Here is a 21,070-nt window from a genome sequence, read left to right on the forward strand (position 1 = left end):
CTTTATTATTACACATTATGGACAACTCCTTTTCTTTAGAACCGAAACAAACAAAAAAAGCCAATGAATTATCATTGACTTTAACGCGCTGCTTTTTTCTTTTTGAAATACTTTAAACCAAAGTATAGAGCAATAAAAAGAACAGCTCCTATAATTATGTAATGTGTGTAATCAGATGCATACTCTTTAATTTGTCGCCAATTCCCACCAAGTTTTTCACCTAAGTATATAAATAGAATTGACCACGGAATGATTGCTACAACCGTATAAAGTGTAAATAGTTTTAATGGCATCTTAGCTAGTCCTGCTGGAATAGAGATCGCATGACGTACTACTGGGATAAAGCGCGCAGAAAATATTACGCCTGCTCCATAACGTTTAAACCAACCTTCTGCTATGTCTAAATGATGTTTATTAATAAGTAGATATTTCCCGTATTTCTCTACAACCGGACGCCCTCCGTAGTATCCAAGCCAGTATAAAAAGATTTGTGCTAAAGTACCACCAATCGTTCCGGCGATAACTGCACCAACAAAACTAATTTTACCATTCGCTACTAAAAAGCCAGCATACGAAAGTACAATTTCACTTGGGATTACTTCAATCATTAAAGCAAGAGCTACTCCAAAGTAACCTAAGCTTGCAAAAAATTGCAATAACTGATCTATTATGTTTGCTAACATGTTCTTTTTTATCTCCTTTTTTCTTCACATACCATCCCATTATTACATAAAGGCTGCAATCTGCCAATATCTTCATTTTAACAATATGTACAATTCAAGCAGGATTAATCTATTAATTTCTCTTTCTGCGGGTCTTTCATGTAGGCAAACATCTCTTTAATTTGATTTTCTGTATTTCTAGCAATTGATAAATTAGGCAATTCATTTTCACCAAAAAACTCCACCTCTTCTGTTTCAATGCTAGTTTTCTTTTCTCCACCAATAATCTCGCATCCAATGAAAATCTTATATACATGCGTCGCCGATGGAGATGGTTGATGTTTTTCTTTATCAAATATAGCTAGTAACTTAAAATGATCTACCTCATAACCTGCCTCTTCGAAAACCTCTTTTGCTGCAACTTCGGTTGGCGTATAACCGACATCAGCCCATCCACCTGGCAATGCCCATTTCCCATCGCTTTTTTCTTTCACAAATAATAACTTTTCATTTTGAAAAACAACCGCTCTTATATCAACTTTAGGTGTTTGATAGCCTATCTCACTTGCAAATAATTTCTCTACGACTTCCCAATCTGTTTTCGTGTAATGTGACATCATTGAAATAGAAATATCTCGTAATTGCTGGAAACGCTCAATATCATACACATCCTTAGAATACGTTAAACCCGCTTGAGCTATAGATTGTATTTGTTTTACCCAATCAATCCATTTAATCGTCATATATCCGCATCCCCATTCTCTATCAAATATATTACTTCATTTTTATTGATACATCTTTATTATACAAAAAAAGAGATTGATAACGTTTCAATCTCTTTCAAAATTAATCCAATTCATGTAAGTGGTCTTGTATATACTTTCTTCTCTTATTTATATATTCATAAATCATATCAGCCTCTTGATCAAATGTTTCTAATTTTTCTTTCATGTATGGATCTTGTAGTAAATATGGACGAATCAATTCACACAACCCTTCTACTTTCGGCCTCATAAACGAAACTGTAAATTGATCTTCTAATATTTCTTCTAAAATACTTCGATACTGCTTTCTAAATACAGGTATGTCTAGCAATCTTGCACTTAACGTATTATACCCTTGAATGCGAATATATTCATGATTAAGTGGTCTCCCTTGTACATCTCGCCCCCAAGTCGCATCATAATCCCACGGTATAACTTCAAATAAATTTGTTTCATCGTTATGATATAGTGCATAGTTATGAACGAAACCATCAAAGTTTTGCGTAAAAATAACTCCTGCTAACCATCGTAAATATTTATCTACATGTAGAAACTTCCCAATTTCTTTTTCATAGGCTTCCCTCGTCAAAGTATTCGCTTGAAATACAAATTCACTCAGTTGTTCTTCACTATTTTTATTCGAATATTTAAATTCATAACCCGCAAAGAGCTCTGTCTTAACATCTTTATCTCGTTCACTCATTAATGAAAAATTCGCATCATCATCTATCGCATAATAAATAGAACCACTCGGTAATCCTCTATTTTTCAAAAAATTTTCATCAACCGATTCTAACTGTAAATACACACCTTGAATTTGACCATTAATTTTTATAAATACATGTTGTGATTTTGGCGAAAGTACACCAATATCATGAAAAAAATCTAAAGATAATTTATTTCGTATGAGAGACGGATCCATAAACTCCGAATTCAAATGAAACTCTTTCGCACCTTGAAATTTTTTAGGCTTATAAAACATAACATGATAAGACTTTTTCTCAAATTCGCGAATATGAGCTCCTCGGTATACGATATCAATATCATACTTCTTTTTTCCATAAGTTAATTTTGCTGGCACTGGACTATCTGACCAAATGTCCTTTTTCAATTCCACTAAGTACATTGGATGAACAAAAAAATCATATGAAGGCAGCATGTTTTCTCATCCCTTCTCAGTTCTCTTCCTTCAATGTATGCGCCTTTTCTTGTCCATACATCCGCAATCATCTATTTATATAAAATTACACTCTTGTCCTGTTCAGAAAGATGCCTACATACATATCATGTTAAGGAAAAAGAATACCTTTTCACTTTAATACATGATAAGGAGGATTTCTATGAAACGTGATATTAGAAAAGCTGTCGAAGAAATCAAAAGTGCTGGAATGGAGGATTTCTTACACCAAGATCCAAGTACTTTTGAATGCGATGATGATAAATTCACTCATCATCATTGTACAACTGGATGTAAATGTACAACTGGGGGTAAATGTCCAAGAACAAGATGTACTCGCGTGAAACATTGTACGTTCGTTACAAAATGTACGCATGTAAAAAAATGGACATTTGTTACGAAATGTACACGTGTACGTGTTCAAAAATGGACGTTCGTTACGAAAGTAACGCGTAGAAAAGAATGCGTATTAGTTACAAAACGTACTCGCAGAAAACATTGTACATTCATTACAAAATGCATACGCTTTGAAAAGAAATTTTTCTGGACAAAACGAAGTTTCTGTAAAAAATGCGAATTCTTCCCTAACAGACACGGTCACTCTTGCGATGATTCATGTGATCATGGTAAAGACTGTCACGATAGCGGACACAAATGGAATGATTGCAAAGGCGGACATAAATTCCCATCTTGCAAAAATAAGAAATTCGATCACTTCTGGTATAAAAAACGTAACTGCTAGTTTTTATACCACCCAAAAAAGGCCGTTTTGCGGCCTTTTTTACATTTATTGAAAGTGACTTATATCTGCAAATTGTTTCACTTTACCAATACCCTCTTCAAATTCTATTATGCTCAAACTGGCACTATGCATAAATGGATCATCCCACACATTTTCTATTTCAATTCCCGCGAAATGCCCTACAAGTAATTTTGCTGCTGCCGCATGAGAAACAATCAATATGTTTTGTCCTTTATGCTGCTCTAAAAGAAGCTGCATCCCTTCAATTACTCTTTCATAAACGGCCTCAAAATTTTCGCCTGATGTTGACTGAAAAAGATGTGGCTCATTCCAAAACAGATGTACTTCTTCTGGAAATTGCTTTTCTATATCCGCGATTGTTTGTCCTTCCCATATACCCATGTTGATTTCATAGAAATGCTCATCCGCTATAATGGGTATATCACGTTCCCCCTTTATTAACTCTGCCGTATGAAGTGTTCTTTCGCTCGGACTACTATAGATCGCATGGATTGGTAAATCTTTCATTCGATTCCCTAATTGTTTCGCCTGAACTATACCATTTTCAGTTAAAGCAGAATTTTTCCGTCCCTGCATTCGCTTCGCTACATTCCACTCTGTTTCACCATGCCTTGTTACATATATAGTTGTTTTCATTTCTTACTCCCCCTCACCATGTTGGTCGTAATTCCCACGGTTCAACTCTCCCTACAATCCACTCCGCTCGTTTACTTTCAATCCCTTTTATAACTCCATCAGCTATCTCTTCATGAGTAAGCCATCTTCCATATGTATCTTCTAAAATAAAACCTAAAATAATTCTATGATAAATACATCGCGTACTCCCTATTTTTTGTGCAGGCATACGTGATGCTTTACTACCTAAAATATGAAATAAACTATATGTTTTAGACGACAAATCTAGTTCTTTACAAATATTTGATAGTGCATGCTTTGCACTTGTGTGTACCCATGCAACAACTAATGTAATTGGGCCATTTTTCTTAATTGTACTTTTAATAGCTAGCTTTACATCTTCATCATTATGATAATCTAACGAAAGGCATGTAATATTTTCTGGTGCAGAACTCATTCGCTTAACATTTTCTAATTTCACTTCATCTCGCCCGATAATAGAAACATAAAATCCTTTCTCACAAAGCCACATAGAAACTTTCTTTAGCATTCCTGTTCCACCAATTACAAGTGCATGCAAATGCTATCCCTCCCTAATAAAATGTCATATGAGGTTTCTCATCCCTATAATAATTTAAACGGTCTTGCAGTCTCCCTGAATGGAACTCAAATTTATGACCGTCAGGATCAACAAAGTATATAGATTCGCAATCTCTGACATCACGTTCTCTTCCTTGTAAAATATGAACATCATTTTCTTCTAATCGCTGTATTAGACATTCAAAGTCTTCTTGTTCAACAGAAAATGCAATGTGCGTATAAGATTGATGAATCTCATTTCTCGGAATATGTGTCTCTTCATTAAGCGCTATCCATACTCCACATATGTTAAAATACGCCAATTTTCTCCCTTTAACTAATAATTCTCCTTCTAATACTTTTTCATAAAACATAATAGAGTTATCTAAATTAGATACTGAAAAACAAATATGATTGATTCCCCTTAACAACTATAATTCCTCCTTATACAATAAAAGATGAGCGAATATTCGCCCATCTTTTATTGTACTATTTTTTTGTAATATATGCCCATTTATAACTGAAGTCCCCACCAAACGTATGATTAGCAATACCTTTTACAAATGGCTTCTCTAAATAAGCTGTACTTTGTTGGTACGTAGGAGAAATGGCTGCATCTTGACCAATTAAGATTTTTTCAGCTTCCGCAAGTGCATTCCAGCGTGCTTTATCATCTTTTAATAGCTCTCCTTTTGATTTCGCTACTAAATCATCATACTTCGGATTAGAATAATCCATTTCATTAAATGAGCTTCCAGTAACAAACATATCAATATAAGTCATTGGATCTGGATAGTCAGGGCTCCATGCAGATAATGAGAATTCATATTGGAATTTCTTTTCTAAATCTAGCTTCTGCTTGTATGGTTGCTGTTTCAAATTCACTTTAATACCAGGCAAGTTTTTCTCTAGTTCTTCTTTAATAAAGTCGCCTACTTTTTTACGGCTACCGTTATCATCGTTTAGTAATTCAACCGTAATTGTATCTTGGCCAAGCTCTTTCTTCGCTTCTTCCCATAATTTTTTTGCTTTCTCGGCATTATCTTTACTATCACGGAAGTTTTTATTTACAGAGCGGAAGTCTTTTCCATCCGGACCTGTCGTGAATTTTTCAGGTACTAAGAAATATGCTGGCAATGAACCGTCATTTAAAATGACATCAGCAATTCCTTTTTTATCATATGCCAGATCAATTGCTTCACGTACTTTTTGGTTTTTAAATGTTGCATTTTTTTGGTTAAAACGCAAGAAATATATGCGTGGATCTAACTTCGTTTTAAATTCATCTGGCTTATTCTTTTTATATTTATCAACAAATTCAGAAGTTAAAATAACTCGATCTGCTTGATCACTATCATATAAATTTACCCCTGTGCTTGTTTCCTTCACAATACTTACATTAATTTCGTCTAACTTTACAGTATCTTTATCCCAATAATTAGGATTTTTCTTCAACTGATAATTTTGTTCATGTTTCCATTGACTCATTGTAAATGGTCCATTATATACTAATTTATCTGCTTCTAATCCGTATTTATCCCCTTGCTCTTTTACATATTTTTCATTTAATGGGAAAAATGTAGGGAATGACGTAAGCTCAAGAAAATAAGGTGCTGGTTGCTCTAATTCTACTACCAACGTTTTATCATCCTTCGCTTTAACACCCAATTGATCTGATGGTAATTCTCCTTTATTTACTTTCTGTGCATTTTTCACATCAAATAAAATGAATGCATACTCTGCCGCTATTGCTTTATCTAATGTACGTTGCCATGCATATACAAAATCTTGTGCTCGAACTGGATCACCATTTGACCATTTCGCATCACGCAATTCAAATGTATATGTCTTTTTATCTTCACTAATCTTCACATCTTTTGCCATGCCTGGTGTTGGTTTATTATCTTTATCTAGACGATATAAACCTTCCATTGCATTTACAAATACACGGAAAGATACAGAATCCGTTGATTTAGATGTATCCATTGAAGGAATTTCAGCTGTTTCTAGTAAATTTAAAACTTGTTTATCTGCCATTCCCTTATTCGATTCTTTCTTCGTTGTCGAAGCCTTCTCACCATTCCCACATCCCGCAACCAATACACTCGTCGTTAATGCAAGTGCAGCAATTGTTGTTGTCTTTCTCTTCATTCTTCCTTCCCCCAATCTATATGTATAAGTTAAATCCTATTTAATATATTTTATTATACAAAAGATTCTGATTATTTTAAATATTTATTTTTACAAACATAGAAAAAAGCGGTTAGAAATTTCTTTCCAACCGCTTTTTTAAATAGCATTTACTTGTAATCCATCCTCTATATCAAATGGATTTTGAACTTTAAATATTTCTTCCATCATCTTCAAAAACTCTTCTTCAGTTTTAGATTCACCATTAACCGTAAGTGAGTATGGTTCCACTTCACCCAATTTATAATCGACAACAAATTGAATCGCCACCTTTTGTCTTGGCACCTCGGCGTTATATCCTTGGAATTCTACTAATTCTAACCCTTCTGTTCCACGATAATATATCCAACCTGAATTTTGAAAATAATTTTCGAAAGATTCACCTATTGAAAAGAAAGGATATTCATAAAGCGAGCTTGTACGAACCTTTTGAATAACGTCTCGATCAGTCGGAAAAAAGAAATGACTAAAAAATATGCTAGCAACTGCTAAAATAGTAACAATTGTCGCTCCCATTTTGCTCGTTCCGCCGCTATCATTGATTAGATAGTTTTCAACTGATTTATCTTTTATTTCTCTTGCTTTTATTCGGTATATACGTCTTTCCGCAAATTGATAGTATAATCCATTTGCAAAAATCCCCATTCCAAACAGAATAAAAATGAGTAATAAAAACGTCAGAGGCACCATATTAATGATTGGCAACGCTACATTAAATCCCATATAGTACGAAAATGCATCACACGCTACTAATAACAGCATAAATAAAGCAGCTGGTATATAATATTTACGATATCCTAGCCAGCCTATATTGAAAATAGCAGCCCAACCATTCCAGCTCCACCTAGCAATCCGCTTATTCTCAAGCTCCCATTTCCTTTGATAATACGGATATTGTCTCCCTACATATACTTCTAGTTCTTTATCTATTAACGAGCTACCTTCATCTTGTTTATTATCCAAGTTTCGCTGACAACTTGCACAATTTAACTGTTCCTCCTCGCAAGGTTGCCCACAATTTATACATTTCAAAACAATCCCTCTTCCCATCCATACGTCATTTCAAAATACCTTCGTGTTTTAATAACCACTCTTTCCTCCATAAACCACCAGCGTATCCAACAAGCTTTCCACTCTTTCCTATTACTCGGTGACATGGAACGATTATTGAAATTGGATTCCGACTATTCGCCCCTCCTATTGCCCGTACAGCTTTTGTATTTCCAACCTTCTCTGCAATATCTAAATATGAAGCACTTACGCCGTATGGAATAGTATAAAGTGCATCCCATACATTTTTTTGAAATGCTGTTCCCTCAGCAGACAGCATGACCGTAAACTCTTTTCTTTTCCCTTTAAAATATTCATCTAACTCATTTATACATTGTTCTATCATTTCATTTTTATTTTCTTCTTTTCGTTCATCAACAAATATAACAGACGTAATTCCTTCTTGATTCGCTGAAATTTCAAGCAAACCTACTTCGCTCTCATAATAAGCCTGGTACATATGCCATCCTCCAATTCAGTTCATATTAGTCATTGTAACACGAATAAACAAAATTTTTCGTATAAGCGTTTTATTAGAGAAACAAAAAAGAGAATGGTAAAATATAAGAAAATTCACTCAAGGAGGCTATTTGATGAATTCCAAGCTTTTTTCACCTTATACAATTAAGAACGTTACACTAAAAAATCGTATCGTTATGTCGCCTATGTGTATGTATTCATCAGGGAGTGAGGATGGCCGCGTTACGAATTTTCATCTCATTCATTATGGAACTCGCGCTGCTGGCCAAGTAGGTTTAGTTATGGTTGAAGCAACTGCGGTGTTAGCTGAAGGACGAATTTCTAACAAAGACTTGGGCATTTGGGATGACAACCTAATTGAAGGCTTACATAAAACGACTACTTTTATACATGATAACGGTGCAAAAGCTGCCATTCAACTCGCTCACGCCGGAAGAAAAGCTGAATTAGATACGAATGCTTTCGCTCCTTCTGCAATTCCTTTTAATGATACGATGAAAATACCAGTAGAAATGAATATACAACAAATCAAAGAGACTATATTAGCTTTTCAGAAGGCCGCGTTACGTTCAAAACAAGCCGGATTTGATGTTATCGAACTACATGGCGCTCACGGTTACCTTATCAATGAATTCCTATCACCACTTACTAATAAACGAACAGATGAATACGGCGGCTCACCTGAAAACCGTTATCGTTTCTTACGCGAAATCATCGACTCTGTAAATGAAGTTTGGGACGGACCAATATTCGTTCGTATTTCAGCAAATGATTATCATCCTGACGGGCTAACAGTTCAAGATTATGTTCAGTATACAAAGTTGATGAAAGAACAGGGAATAGATTTAATCGATTGTAGTTCTGGTGCAGTTGTACCAGCACATATTGATGTGTATCCTGGTTACCAAGTACAATATGCCAAACATATTAAAGAGCATACTAAGATTGCAACTGGTGCAGTGGGATTGATTACGACTGGGTCACAAGCAGAGCAAATTTTAAATAATAACGAAGCAGATTTAATTTTCATCGGACGTGAATTACTTCGCAATCCGTACTTCCCAAGAATAGCGGCCAATGAACTTGGCTTTGAATTGCAAGAACCTCACCAATATAAGCGAGCACCAGGAAAAATTCATACGAATAAATAAAGCCACGAAGAATATGTAAGACTGAACCTAAAATAATTAAGGATATACTACAGGACAACACATGTTGTTTAACAATGTAGTTTTAAGGTGTATCAACACTTTGCTTGATACACCTATTTTTTATGTTTTTATCACCCATTTATCACTACATTCATTAAGTCAACAAATATGTTATGTCCTTTCTTTTAAAACTGCCCTCTTTACTTTAAGTACAATACTTCACGATTTTTCCACCTAAATAAATTCACTCTCTTAAAAGTGTTATCCATGTGAAAAAATACCACCTTATTAAAGAAAGGCCTTTGATAGTGAGAGTAATAAAATAGATAAATAGAAACAACTTAGTTTATTTCTATTTATCTAACGCAACCGTTGTAGCTTGAAATTATTTATACTTGCTTTAATTGTAATATAAGTTTAGACACAGCACTGTCTAGAAAATATGTAGATTTGCAACGTTAAGAAAGTTTCAGTGAACTAAGGGGATCTAATAAGGTCAATCTCTATATACTAAAATATCATTCTCCTAGTAGGAGTCACTATATCAAAAAAGAAAATAGTAGCTTCGAACACAATTTAGACACAAAACATCCGATTCACAATTAAATATACCATTATGTTAAATGACTAAATAATACAAACGGTATGAAGAGAATTTCTAGTCTTTTCATACCGTTTTACGTTTGTTCTTAAGTTTCATACGAAATTCGTGGAAAGAAAGCAGCATCTATTTTTATAAATAAGGCTCAAAAGTTACCATACCTGACAACGGAAATATTAATGTAACCCTAGTTCCCTTATTAACTTCAGAATCAATGGTAATTTTCATACCTAATTTTGAGCACAGTTTTTCGCATAGATACAAGCCCATTCCTGTACTTTTGCTAAATCTTCTTCCATTCTCTCCAGTAAATCCTTTTTCAAAAACTCTATTTATATCTTTAGTTACTATCCCTACGCCATTATCCTCTATAGTTAATATTACTGAGTTAGTTTTCTTAATTGAGTACATACGTATCATTTGTTCTTTGTTATTTGAGTACTTTATAGAATTTCCTATTATTTGATTAATAATAAATTCAACCCATTTTACATCACTATATACAATCTCATCAATACCCTGTATATCTAATTTTATTCTCTTATGAATAAAATCCCTATAGTTTCTTTTAATTACATTCCTTACTACATTATCAAGATTGATTGGCTTTATCATATAGTCTTTATTCACGTTAGAGCTTCGAGAATAATACAGAACCTGTTCAACAAACCCCTCAATCCGATCCATTTGAGAGTCAATTTTATTCGTTACTTCATTTTGATTATTTTCAATAATAAGCTTTGTAGAAGCTATTGGTGTCTTAATTTCATGCACCCATGTCTCTATATATTCTCTGTAATCCAATTGCATATCTCTATAATAATTTACATTTTCATGCATATCTCTACTTACTTCTTTCAGTATAGCGTTAAGCTTTTTCCCATGTATAAAGTTTGCCTCCTTTACTACCTCTGGAAGTAAGTATTTTTTCTCCAAGTTTTCTAATATACCGTTAATCTCATTATAATAAATTTTACATTTTATAAATTCTATAACCATATATGAAATCAATGGAAAAAACCAAATACAAAAGACAAAGAATATGATAATGAACGGAACATGCGCAGTCAGCAATATACCTGCTAGTATGATATATACCAGTACATTAGATAGTATTACTACTATTTTATCTTTAATAAATTCACCTATATTCATGGCATTATATACCCTAAGCTTCTTCTTGTTGCAATCGGATTTTCTATACCTATCTCTTCAAGCTTTTTTCTTAATCTATTTATATTAACAGTTAAGGTGCTATCATCCACAAAATAATCAGATTTCCATAAAGTTTCTATGAGTGAATCTCTTTTTACAATATTCCCACGATTATTTATTAAGTATGAGAGTATTTTAACTTCATTTTTAGTTAATTCTACAGATTTGTCTTGATAAGTAACTGTTGCATTTGAAAGATTTAAAGTAAAATCCCTATACATTAAGATATGATTCATCTTGAAATCTCCAGATGTTCTTCTTAAAATGTTTGTTACTCTTGCTAATAGTATTTCTGTATTATAAGGCTTTGTTATAAAATCATCTGCTCCTAAATTCATGCTTATTAGTTCATCTACATCACTATCTCTACTTGTAACCATGAATATTGGAACATCTGAAGCTTTACGTATTTCTCTGCATATATAATAGCCATCGAAAACAGGAAGATTTATGTCTAGTAATATAAGGTCTGCATTCTCGCTTTCTATATATTTGATAATATGATTAAAATCTGTGGGAGCCTTTACTTCATATCCATACTTTATAAAAAAATGTTGTAATTCTTCTCTGATGATTTCGTCATCTTCAATCAGAATGATTTTTTTCATGACTTTTCCCTCCCTATACAGAATATAAGGCTATTACATCTTGAAAAACAAGGTGTAATAGCCCTAATGAGCATTATAAAATCAAGTATTACTTTTTACAATATTTTTATACCCGACATATGTCGTGTAGAAGTACCCTACATAAACTACAAGAAATACTAAGCCAGTCATCAATGCGGGTAAAGTAATGTCTGTTGGTTGAATTGCGTTAATAAAATTATTGATTACATAAATTCCAACTATAGAATGAATTAGGGCAAGAATAACTGGTAGACTAAAGTATACGAAAGTTTGAATAAAAATCGTTTTGTCAATCATGGTTCCGTTTGAACCAATTCTCTTCAAAGATTTATATCGATCTATGCTATCACTGGCTTCTGATAATTGTTGAAGAGCTAATACAGCCATACTCGTTATTAGAAATACAATTCCTATATATATCCCAATAAACATTATGATCGTTTTCAATCCCTTACTTTCTGCACGAACTTCATCCTTTGATTTGCCTGATATATATCCAATATTTAATTTCGGGCCATTTTCGTCATAAAAGCCCTTTGCAACGTTATCATATTTTTTATTATATTCTTCTCTATTTCCATCTACATAATTTACATTAAGTACGGATGTACTAATTTTGTGGTCTGATACAAACTCATCATTTATAACGATTGCGAAGAAATTAAGTTGCGCATCAGAAGTGTAAAGATTCTCTTGTATAACTTTAGCGTTTTTTACCAGATAATCTTTTTCTTTAATATTCACCTTATTACTATTTTTTAATCTTTTATTTATCGGAGTAACCAACCGGTTAATATTTGATAAAAGTACAACTTCATTGTTATTTAAAGTAATTTTCTTTTCACCTTTGAGATTTAAAATTTTATTATAATCAGATACTTTAATGATATTCGCACCGCTATACCTATAATCTTTAAATACTTCTGGTATTAAGCCCCCCACTTTCATCTCTGTTGAATATACATTATAAGATACATATTTTTCGTTATTACTTAGTTTAAAATTTGATTTGTCTAATACGTCTTCTATAGTGTAACTTTCATCCCTATTCACCAACACAATACTGGCATCAAATGGTGTTGTTTCTTTTATGGTTGCGTCCATCATTCTGTTAAAGCTGATTCCTGTAGATAAAGTCACCATTGTAAGGAATAACATTAAACAGATTACAGACATGGATATAAAATTTGTATTAACCTTACTATTTATTTGTTTGATGATAAATATATTTAAACCCTTAAAATAGACTTTTTTATTCTTCTTTACAACATATAATATAAATCCAGATAAACTAAAGAAAAACAGAAATGTACCTAATATGCCAAGAAGGATTGATACCACGAGCATAGGATTTTGATAATTCAATCCAATCCTTAGTACAGTCACATATGCATATCCAAGTGATGCTACACACATAATAAATGTGATTACATAGATAAGAGGATTTCTAAATTTTACATCTTCATTTTTTCTACCTGCTGTTAACATATCAATTATTTTGTATTTAGAAACAACATATATATTAAATAACATAACAAGCAAAAACATGATTCCAAAGTATAATACGCTTTTACCTATAGCACTTGTTGAAATTATAAATTTATATTTATTGATGGGCAATTCAAATAACTTTAATGAAATGTAGATAATCCCTGCGATACTCCAATACCTATTATAAGTCCACTCACTAAAGATATAATGCCAACTAGAAATGTCTCTGTTACTAATATTCTGGATATGTTTCTTCTTCCCATACCTAAAGTCATGTATATTCCTAATTCTTTTTTACGTTTTTTAATTAAGAAATTATTTGCATACAATATTAAACCACCTAATATTACTGATACAAATACTGACACATTTGAGATAGCGTTCATTACTGTTGGCACATACTTTCTATCTGAAGCGTTAATTTCCATAAGTGCCTTTTGTGATTCTATTGAGTTAAAGCTATAAAATATACAAACAGCCAGTGTTAGTGTTAAGAAATATATGGCATAATCTTTAAAACTTTTCTTTACATTCCCAATAGCAATCTTAGAGTACATTATTATCGTCACCTCCAAGAAGGGTTATAACTTCGATAATTTTAGTGAAGAATTCTTTTCTGGAATCATTTCCTCTTACCAACTCGATAAATATTTTGCCATCATTAATAAAAAGAATTCTACGAGCATAGCTGGCTGTAAATGCATCATGAGTAACCATAAGTATTGTAGCTTTTAAATCCTTATTAAGACTTTCAAATCTTTCGAGTAATAATCTAGCTGATTTAGAATCTAACGAACCTGTTGGTTCATCTGCAAGTACTAAAGATGGATCTGTTACGATAGCTCTTGCCGAAGCAACCCTTTGTTTTTGTCCACCTGATATTTGATAAGGGTATTTGCTTAATACTTGTTCAATGTCTAAATATTTTGCAACTCCTTGTATTTTGCCATCAATTTTTGAACTTTCCTCACCTTTTATAGTTAAAGCTAGGGCAATATTTTCATAAGCAGTAAGAGTATCTAATAAATTAAAGTCCTGAAATACAAACCCTAATTCATTTTTTCTAAACTTGTCTAGTGACTTTGATTTTAACCGAGTAATGTCACTATTATTGATTATTATTTTTCCCGTCGTAACATTATCAATCGTTGATATACAGTTAAGTAATGTAGTTTTGCCACTTCCTGAGGGCCCCATTATCCCAACAAATTCTCCCTCATCTACCTTAAAACTAATATTATCTATAGCCTTTGTTACATTATCTTTATTACCATAATATTTTTCAATTTTTTCTACACTTAATATATTTCGCATTAATACTTCTCCTTTTTCATTATAAAAATTCTTTAACTCCCCTTCATTTTATATAATTTCATTAATAGTATCGGTGGAATTACATTTCATTAACATTACATTTTTGTTATATTGAGTGATACCTCTACATGTAAGTTATCAGAAATCGCGATGGTAAACGTAAGGTCCATTCGATGCCTTAACCAAATGGGCTGATAAATGTAGGGATATCGTTTCTGGTGCAAAAATGATAAAAATTATGTAATTATAGGTTATAAAAAAACTCTAGATTTTCTATGTAACATAGAAAATCTAGAGTTTTCATTCCGAATATTGATTAAACATACTTTATCTACGTTTGGCAAACATATTAGAGCAAGAACTTTACTATTAATAAAATATCATTAATTTTCTCCCAAAAAAATATTTTAGATCAAAGGACTAATTATCCATTTCTAATCTAACCTAATCTTAAAGTTCAAATTTTATTTAGAAACCCATACCTTTTTTGTTTTTTAAGCATAATTTTAATCCTAAACCAATTACCACAACCACAATTTTGGATAAGAAAATGTCATTTTTCCTAGCAATAGAGGCATCTATTGAAATTGTTTCTTTCAGCTTTTGAATCGCATCAGCTGCCATTCCGATCATCTCAGATTTATGTTCTTTTAACATTTCTGTACCATAAAATCAGGCGTATTTGGGACGTATGAGGGATAAAAATAGAATTAAGATCATAAATTGGCGTGATAAAAGGAGTGGATTCCCCACTCCTCTTTCATTTTAGTATAAGTGTTAAACAACATGTATTTACTGTTAATCCAAGCCTAAAACCCTATTTCCTTCGTCTTTCAGTAAAAGTCATTCTTCTCGGTTTTATTTATTCTATCGTTGTAATTTCATTTGAATTATAAGTATGGATACCCGATTCTTCTCGCAGCGCGGTTATATACATCCCTTTCGCCACATCTTTAGCTGAAATTGGTTTATACTTTTTGAAAGCTCCTTTAAAGATAAAAGGAATAATACGAGATAACTTTTCAGCCATTCGTTCGCCGAAACGAAATTCTTGTCGGTTTCCTACTAATAATGATGGTCTAAAAATGTGAATACCACCGATCACTAACTTTTGCAATTCTTCTTCCATTTTTCCTTTCACTTGTGAATAAAAGAAAAATGATTTAGGATTCGCTCCCATAGAAGACACAACAAGGAAATTTTGCACCCCTTGTTTTTCAGCTAAACAAGCAGCTCGTAACGTATATTCATAATCTACTTTTTTAAAATTTGCTTTTTTTATTGTTGTTCCTAAGCAACTAAAAACATCATCCACAGCAAAGAACTCTTTATATTCCTCTAATACCGAAAAATCAACTTGTTTCTGCTGTAACTTCTCATGTTGCAATTGCATTGGCTCTCTTACAAAAATAGTAACCGAATCGTAGTAATCTGATTCAAGTAATAGACGCGTTATCTCTTGTCCAACTAAACCACTTGCACCAAGTATTAACGCTGTTCGCTTATTCATATATGCATATACCTCTTATTTTACTTTTCTCTCCTTCAGTAAAATACAACCTTTAGGAGTTTCCTGCTCTTATTTTACCACAAGTAAAACACTATGCGTACGCATAGTGCTTTACTCACTCTTTTTTCTCATCTCTCTCTTGTAATTTCGTTATTGTTGTAGCGTCCCCTAAATTACTTATTAATCTTCTTAAAAAAATTAATACGAAAGATAATGGCAATACTACCGCTAATATTAATAAAATAGCTTCCATTAAGTAACCCAAGCGCTCATCCCCCTCTTTACCTCCTTTTCAATATATGAAAACAGCGTTGTCACATATGCATGCATTTGCAAAAATAATACACCTGTATTTGACAACTTTATAACAAAAACAAATCGGAATGATTATTATTTATTGCAACTTTATTAAAGATGTATTATACTAAGTTCGCAAACTAAAACGTAATTATTCCGTTTTGTATTAAAATGATATTTTTCTTCTATAATTGGGGAAAATATATCCGTAAAAAAGAAAAGAGGAGAACTTCATGCCTAAAAGATTGACTATATTTTCATTCTTACTTATTTTTACCTTAATTTTCGCTGGCTGCTCAAATAAAAAAGAAAGTAATGCCAAGAAAGATGGAAAGCTAACAGTTTATACAACGATTTTCCCACTTGCTGATTTCGCAAAGAAAATCGGTGGTGACTATGTAAATGTTGAAGCAATTTACCCACCTGGTGCAGATTCACATACATTTGAACCAAGTCAAAAACAAACAGTACAAGTTGCAAAAGCCAATTTATTCGTTTATAACGGCGCTGAATTAGAACCATTTGCTGAAAAAATGGAAAAAACATTACAAAAAGAAAATGTTAAAATTGTAAATGCATCTAAAGGTATTGAGCTTCGTGCTTCTACTGAAGAAGAGCATCATGATCATGGAGATGGCCATAAAGAAGATGAACACCATCACGATAAAGACCCGCATATTTGGTTAGACCCTACTCTAGCAATGAAACAGGCAGAAAAAATTAAAAATGCACTTGTAGAATTACAACCTGAACATAAACAAGAATTCGAAAAAAACTTCGCAGCACTTCAAACTAAATTTACTGATTTAGACGATCAATTTAAGGCAGCTGTAGCGAACGCAAAAACGAAAGAAATTTTAGTTTCTCATGCTGCCTACGGTTACTGGGAACAACGATACGGCCTAAAACAAATTCCTATCGCTGGAATTTCAGCTTCTGATGAACCATCTCAAAAACAGCTTGCTGACATTACAAAAACAGTAAAAGAACATAATCTAAAATATATTTTATTCGAAACGTTCTCTACTCCAAAAGTAGCATCTGTTATTCAAAAAGAAACTGGTACAAAAGTTTTACGCTTAAATCACTTAGCTACTGTTTCTGAAGATGATGCAAAAAATAATAAAGATTACTTCACTTTAATGGAAGAAAACGTAAACACATTGAAAGAAGCAACAAACTAATCCATTATATTTTCTAGGCAGCTGAATCTAGTATTCAGCTGCCTTTTTATGTAGTTATCCTTGACTTGACCAAAATAACAAGTAAAATTATCCATATTAGCTTTAAAGCTATATTAATTTAGAAGGTGAGTTGGAATTATGAATCTTCACATTTGTGAAGTAACAGCAAAAAATTGGCGTTCAGTAGTTGCTTTAGACGTCGCAAAAGATCAGCAACAATTTATTGAAAGTAACGCGTTTTCTTTAGCAGAATCATTATATGAAGGAAACGGAACGTCAGTAGGTTTATATGATGGAGAAACACTTGTAGGTTATGCAATGTATGGATGGTATTCAGTAAAACATAAAAGTGTATGGCTCGATCGCTTTATGATTGACCAACAATATCAAGGAAAAGGATACGCAAAACGTTTCCTTCGCTTACTCATTCAATTCTTACAAGAAAAATTTGAATGCAAAATAATTTACTTAAGTTTACATCCAGACAACAAACTTGCCATGGGACTGTATGAATCATTTGGTTTCCGCTTAAATGGGGATATTGATAATGAAGGTCCAGTTGTAGGTGTTGTAATGGAGTTACTAATAGACGAAAATACAAGCCTGTGAAAACAGGCTTTTTATTATACATGTATCAATTTTTAATTTCTTTCCCTTATTTAATTCTGTTTTGCAATCTAATAGAATGCTCATAAAAATAAGCCTGCAATTTACGCAGACTTATTTCACACACTCTTCAAAATGTTCTTGGAACCACTCTTTATTAATATCTCTTCCGATGAAAACTACTTCACTTACTCGCTCTTCGCCCTCTTGCCACTCTCTATCGTACGAAGCGGCAAATAACGTATGTACACCTTGGAAAACGATACGTTTATCTACTCCGTCTATCGATAAAATTCCTTTGTAACGATATAAATATTCCCCTAGCTCTTGAACGACAGCTGACATCCACTCATTAAGCTTTTGTAAATCCAGCGGACGTTCTTCACGTAATACAAATGATTTCACACCTTCTAAGTGATTATGTTCTTTATGAGGGTAAATTTGCAACGTATCTTTCGTTTTAAACGTTTGGATTTGTAATAAAGATGGTATATCTACCTCACAGTTAGTCGCCTCAATTAACTTTGCAGTCGGGTTAATTCCTTGAATTTCATGCAAGAGATTTTCTTTCTCACTCTCTTCAATTAAATCTAATTTATTTACTAAAACGACATCCGCAAACGCAATTTGCTCTTTTGCCTCTAATCCTTTTTCAAAATGTTTATGTATATGATAACTATCTACCACCGTTACAACACCGTTAATTTGGTATGCAGATTGAATGACTGGATCTAAAAAGAATGTTTGAATAATCGGCCCTGGATTTGCAAGTCCAGTCGTTTCAATTACTAAACCATCAAAATCCATTTTCCCTTCTGCTTTTACGTCCAGTAACTGTTTTAAAGCAACAAGTAAATCTTCACGTACAGTACAGCATAAACAGCCATTTGTCATTTCCATAATTTCTTCTTCTACATTCATAATCAACTGATTATCAATGCCAATTTGCCCTATTTCATTTACAATCACCGCTAATTTCTTACCGTGATTTTCTGATAAAATACGATTTAATAAAGTCGTTTTCCCTGATCCAAGAAAACCAGTTAATATTGTTACTGGAATCATTTCGTACCTCTCCTTATAGCTATATGTTTCTACATTATAGCATATAGAGAAAATCATTTTTGTAGCAAAACATATTTATTGTCTGTACACCTAATTAACTATATAATAACATGTAGTAAGAAAGCCTTTTCAAAACATTATTATTCATCAAGGGGGTACTTATAATGGAGCGAGTTCAAATGGCTGAAACGCTAGAATTTTCTCGTATTATTCAAGGATTTTGGCGTTTAGCAGAATGGAATATGACGAAACAAGAATTACTTTCTTTCATTGAAGATTGTATGGATATGGGAATTACTACTTTTGATCACGCTGATATTTACGGCGGATATACGTGTGAAGGGTTATTTGGCGAAGCTTTACAATTAAAGCCTTCCTTACGAGAAAACATGCAAATTATTACAAAGTGTGGAATCGCTCCCCCATCACCGAAATTTCCAGAGCGATATGTTGCTCACTACAATACTAGTGCAGAGCATATTATGCAAAGTGTAGAAGCATCACTTAAAAATTTACATACAAATTATATTGACGTATTACTTATTCATCGTCCCGATCCTTTTATGGATCCAAATGAAGTGGCAAAAGCATTTTCACAATTAAAACAAGAAGGAAAAGTTCGTCACTTCGGTGTATCTAACTTCTTACCTTCACAATTTAATATGTTAAGTTCGTACTTAGATTTCCCGCTTATTACGAACCAGATTGAAGTTTCTGCATTGCAGCTTGAGCATTTTGAAAAAGGGACAATTGATTTATGCCAAGAAAAACGAATCAATCCAATGATTTGGTCACCTCTTGCTGGTGGGGAAATCTTTACTGGTCAATCAGAACGCGCCGTACGTGTACGTGAAACTATGCAAAAAGTTGCTACTGAGCTAGGTGTTTCTAGTATCGATACGGTTATGTATGCTTGGTTACTTGCTCATCCAGCTAATATGATGCCAATCGTTGGCTCTGGTAAATTAGATCGCGTAAAAACGGCTGCTCTTGCTACAAACGTTAACTTAGACCGTCAACAATGGTTTACAATTTTCGAAAGCTCTAATGGGCATCCTGTACCATAATGCATAAAAAGAAGAGCTGTTTTCTTACAGCTCTTCTTTTTCATATGTATTTCTAGTCATGGCAAATACACACATATCCCTTAATCCGTTTCCATCTACCGCAACACTCGCACTTTCTAACGTACCTTCTAACTTAAAGCCTAATTTCTCAGGTATCGCTCTACTCTTCTTATTTAAAGAATCACAACGAATTTCTACACGGTTTGCTTTCAATTCAGAAAAAGCGTAATCCGTTATACCTTTCGCAGCCTCTACCATATAGCCTTTTCCGCTAAAACTTGTATCAATCCAATATCCGATTTCAAATTGAGGTATATCCCAATTAATACGATGTAATCCGGCTGAAGCAATAAATTCACCTGTTTCTTTCGAAAATACTAGTAATCTTAAATCCTCACGTTGCAAAAATTGAATATGTGATTTTCTAATACTTTCTTCTATTTCTTGCTCTGTTTGCTCTTTTTGTGCAAACACCATCCAAGGTTTTAGTTCTTGTATTGAAGCCTGAATTGCATCATATACAACTTTACCATCTCCTGGTTTCGGCATTCGAATAAAAAGCCTGTCAGTATAAAATTCAGAAGGAAAATCGAATAATAACGGATTCACTGTAAACACTCCCCATAATTCTTTTATATATAATAATATCCATCTCAAGTT

At 33.0% G+C, this 21,070-nt stretch carries 22 protein-coding genes and 1 pseudogene; 5 read left to right on the plus strand and 18 right to left on the minus strand.

Annotated elements, in window-relative coordinates; all coding sequences use genetic code 11:
• Positions 1–80 precede the first annotated feature (80 nt).
• From ACTJJY_RS03295 to cotH, 3 genes are all read right to left on the minus strand, one after another.
• Entirely contained in the window at positions 81–683 is a 603-nt protein-coding gene (locus ACTJJY_RS03295) for a DedA family protein (protein ID WP_000880691.1), read from the minus strand.
• A 104-nt stretch (positions 684–787) separates the two neighbouring features.
• Positions 788–1,405 carry an NUDIX hydrolase N-terminal domain-containing protein gene (locus tag ACTJJY_RS03300; protein WP_440604997.1) on the minus strand — a complete coding sequence of 206 codons (618 nt, stop codon included), beginning with the start codon at positions 1,403–1,405 and terminating at the stop codon, positions 788–790.
• A gap of 103 nt (positions 1,406–1,508) precedes the next feature.
• Positions 1,509–2,585, minus strand: a complete 1,077-nt coding sequence (gene cotH / locus ACTJJY_RS03305) for a spore coat protein CotH (RefSeq protein ID WP_000937999.1) — start codon at positions 2,583–2,585, stop codon at positions 1,509–1,511.
• 181 nt (positions 2,586–2,766) lie between these two features.
• Between cotH and exsB the strand changes: the two genes are divergently transcribed.
• Positions 2,767–3,345: an exosporium protein ExsB gene (gene exsB, locus ACTJJY_RS03310; RefSeq protein ID WP_000817498.1), complete on the plus strand. Its 579-nt coding sequence runs from the start codon at positions 2,767–2,769 to the stop codon at positions 3,343–3,345.
• A 45-nt stretch (positions 3,346–3,390) separates the two neighbouring features.
• Here exsB and ACTJJY_RS03315 read toward each other — a convergent pair whose 3' ends face one another.
• The 6 genes from ACTJJY_RS03315 to ACTJJY_RS03340 form a co-directional block, all read right to left on the minus strand.
• Positions 3,391–4,002 carry a phosphoserine phosphatase 1 gene (locus ACTJJY_RS03315; RefSeq protein ID WP_440604998.1) on the minus strand — a complete coding sequence of 204 codons (612 nt, stop codon included), beginning with the start codon at positions 4,000–4,002 and terminating at the stop codon, positions 3,391–3,393.
• Positions 4,003–4,015: 13 nt separating this feature from the next.
• A complete protein-coding gene (locus tag ACTJJY_RS03320) occupies positions 4,016–4,561 on the minus strand; it encodes a short-chain dehydrogenase (protein ID WP_000543118.1) in 546 nt (181 codons plus the stop codon).
• A gap of 13 nt (positions 4,562–4,574) precedes the next feature.
• Positions 4,575–4,991, minus strand: a complete 417-nt coding sequence (fosB, locus tag ACTJJY_RS03325; protein ID WP_440604999.1) for a FosBx1 family fosfomycin resistance bacillithiol transferase — start codon at positions 4,989–4,991, stop codon at positions 4,575–4,577.
• A 58-nt stretch (positions 4,992–5,049) separates the two neighbouring features.
• A complete protein-coding gene (locus ACTJJY_RS03330; RefSeq protein ID WP_440605000.1) occupies positions 5,050–6,711 on the minus strand; it encodes a peptide ABC transporter substrate-binding protein in 1,662 nt (553 codons plus the stop codon).
• Positions 6,712–6,849: 138 nt separating this feature from the next.
• On the minus strand, positions 6,850–7,800 hold the full coding sequence (locus ACTJJY_RS03335) for a DUF2628 domain-containing protein (protein ID WP_440605001.1): 951 nt from the start codon (positions 7,798–7,800) through the stop codon (positions 6,850–6,852).
• A 7-nt stretch (positions 7,801–7,807) separates the two neighbouring features.
• Positions 7,808–8,260, minus strand: a complete 453-nt coding sequence (locus ACTJJY_RS03340) for a methylated-DNA--[protein]-cysteine S-methyltransferase (protein ID WP_440605002.1) — start codon at positions 8,258–8,260, stop codon at positions 7,808–7,810.
• Between the two features lie 133 nt (positions 8,261–8,393).
• Here ACTJJY_RS03340 and namA point away from each other — a divergent pair, with 133 nt between their 5' ends.
• A complete protein-coding gene (gene namA / locus ACTJJY_RS03345) occupies positions 8,394–9,431 on the plus strand; it encodes an NADPH dehydrogenase NamA (RefSeq protein WP_440605003.1) in 1,038 nt (345 codons plus the stop codon).
• Positions 9,432–10,164: 733 nt separating this feature from the next.
• Here namA and ACTJJY_RS03350 read toward each other — a convergent pair.
• The 7 genes and pseudogenes from ACTJJY_RS03350 to ACTJJY_RS03380 all read right to left on the minus strand — a co-directional run bounded on the left by ACTJJY_RS03350 (position 10,165) and on the right by ACTJJY_RS03380 (position 16,456).
• On the minus strand, positions 10,165–11,187 hold the full coding sequence (locus ACTJJY_RS03350) for a sensor histidine kinase (protein ID WP_440605004.1): 1,023 nt from the start codon (positions 11,185–11,187) through the stop codon (positions 10,165–10,167).
• Positions 11,184–11,855 carry a response regulator transcription factor gene (locus ACTJJY_RS03355; protein ID WP_440605005.1) on the minus strand — a complete coding sequence of 224 codons (672 nt, stop codon included), beginning with the start codon at positions 11,853–11,855 and terminating at the stop codon, positions 11,184–11,186. The genes ACTJJY_RS03350 and ACTJJY_RS03355 overlap by 4 nt, the downstream gene beginning before the upstream one ends.
• An 81-nt stretch (positions 11,856–11,936) precedes the next feature.
• Positions 11,937–13,924, minus strand: a pseudogene (locus tag ACTJJY_RS03360) (FtsX-like permease family protein).
• On the minus strand, positions 13,914–14,681 hold the full coding sequence (locus tag ACTJJY_RS03365) for an ABC transporter ATP-binding protein (RefSeq protein WP_440605006.1): 768 nt from the start codon (positions 14,679–14,681) through the stop codon (positions 13,914–13,916). The pseudogene ACTJJY_RS03360 and the gene ACTJJY_RS03365 overlap by 11 nt, the downstream one beginning before the upstream one ends.
• Positions 14,682–15,149: 468 nt before the next feature.
• Positions 15,150–15,305, minus strand: a complete 156-nt coding sequence (locus tag ACTJJY_RS03370; protein ID WP_440605007.1) for a hypothetical protein — start codon at positions 15,303–15,305, stop codon at positions 15,150–15,152.
• Positions 15,306–15,543: 238 nt separating this feature from the next.
• Positions 15,544–16,191 (minus strand): oxidoreductase, encoded by a 648-nt coding sequence (locus ACTJJY_RS03375; RefSeq protein ID WP_440605008.1) that lies wholly within the window; start codon positions 16,189–16,191, stop codon positions 15,544–15,546.
• 115 nt (positions 16,192–16,306) lie between these two features.
• The gene (locus tag ACTJJY_RS03380; RefSeq protein ID WP_000540932.1) at positions 16,307–16,456 is read right to left on the minus strand and encodes a hypothetical protein; all 150 of its coding nucleotides are present in this window, start codon (positions 16,454–16,456) and stop codon (positions 16,307–16,309) included.
• A gap of 265 nt (positions 16,457–16,721) precedes the next feature.
• Between ACTJJY_RS03380 and ACTJJY_RS03385 the strand changes: the two genes are divergently transcribed.
• Together ACTJJY_RS03385 and ACTJJY_RS03390 are read left to right on the plus strand one after the other, a co-directional pair.
• Entirely contained in the window at positions 16,722–17,672 is a 951-nt protein-coding gene (locus ACTJJY_RS03385) for a metal ABC transporter substrate-binding protein (RefSeq protein WP_001126153.1), read from the plus strand.
• 138 nt (positions 17,673–17,810) lie between these two features.
• Positions 17,811–18,281 carry a GNAT family N-acetyltransferase gene (locus ACTJJY_RS03390; protein WP_440605009.1) on the plus strand — a complete coding sequence of 157 codons (471 nt, stop codon included), beginning with the start codon at positions 17,811–17,813 and terminating at the stop codon, positions 18,279–18,281.
• A gap of 111 nt (positions 18,282–18,392) precedes the next feature.
• Here the strand turns inward: ACTJJY_RS03390 and ACTJJY_RS03395 are convergent, their stop codons facing one another.
• The gene (locus ACTJJY_RS03395) at positions 18,393–19,343 is read right to left on the minus strand and encodes a CobW family GTP-binding protein (protein ID WP_000613426.1); all 951 of its coding nucleotides are present in this window, start codon (positions 19,341–19,343) and stop codon (positions 18,393–18,395) included.
• 164 nt (positions 19,344–19,507) lie between these two features.
• On the opposite strand from ACTJJY_RS03395, the gene ACTJJY_RS03400 reads away from it, so the two are divergent.
• Positions 19,508–20,410, plus strand: coding sequence for an aldo/keto reductase (locus ACTJJY_RS03400; protein WP_000442793.1), 903 nt, complete (start codon positions 19,508–19,510; stop codon positions 20,408–20,410).
• Positions 20,411–20,434: 24 nt separating this feature from the next.
• Here the strand turns inward: ACTJJY_RS03400 and ACTJJY_RS03405 are convergent, their stop codons facing one another.
• Positions 20,435–21,019 (minus strand): GNAT family N-acetyltransferase, encoded by a 585-nt coding sequence (locus ACTJJY_RS03405; RefSeq protein WP_440605010.1) that lies wholly within the window; start codon positions 21,017–21,019, stop codon positions 20,435–20,437.
• Positions 21,020–21,070 lie beyond the last annotated feature (51 nt).

Source organism: Bacillus sp. 22475, assembly GCF_052044835.1.
GTDB lineage: Bacteria > Bacillota > Bacilli > Bacillales > Bacillaceae_G > Bacillus_A > Bacillus_A cereus.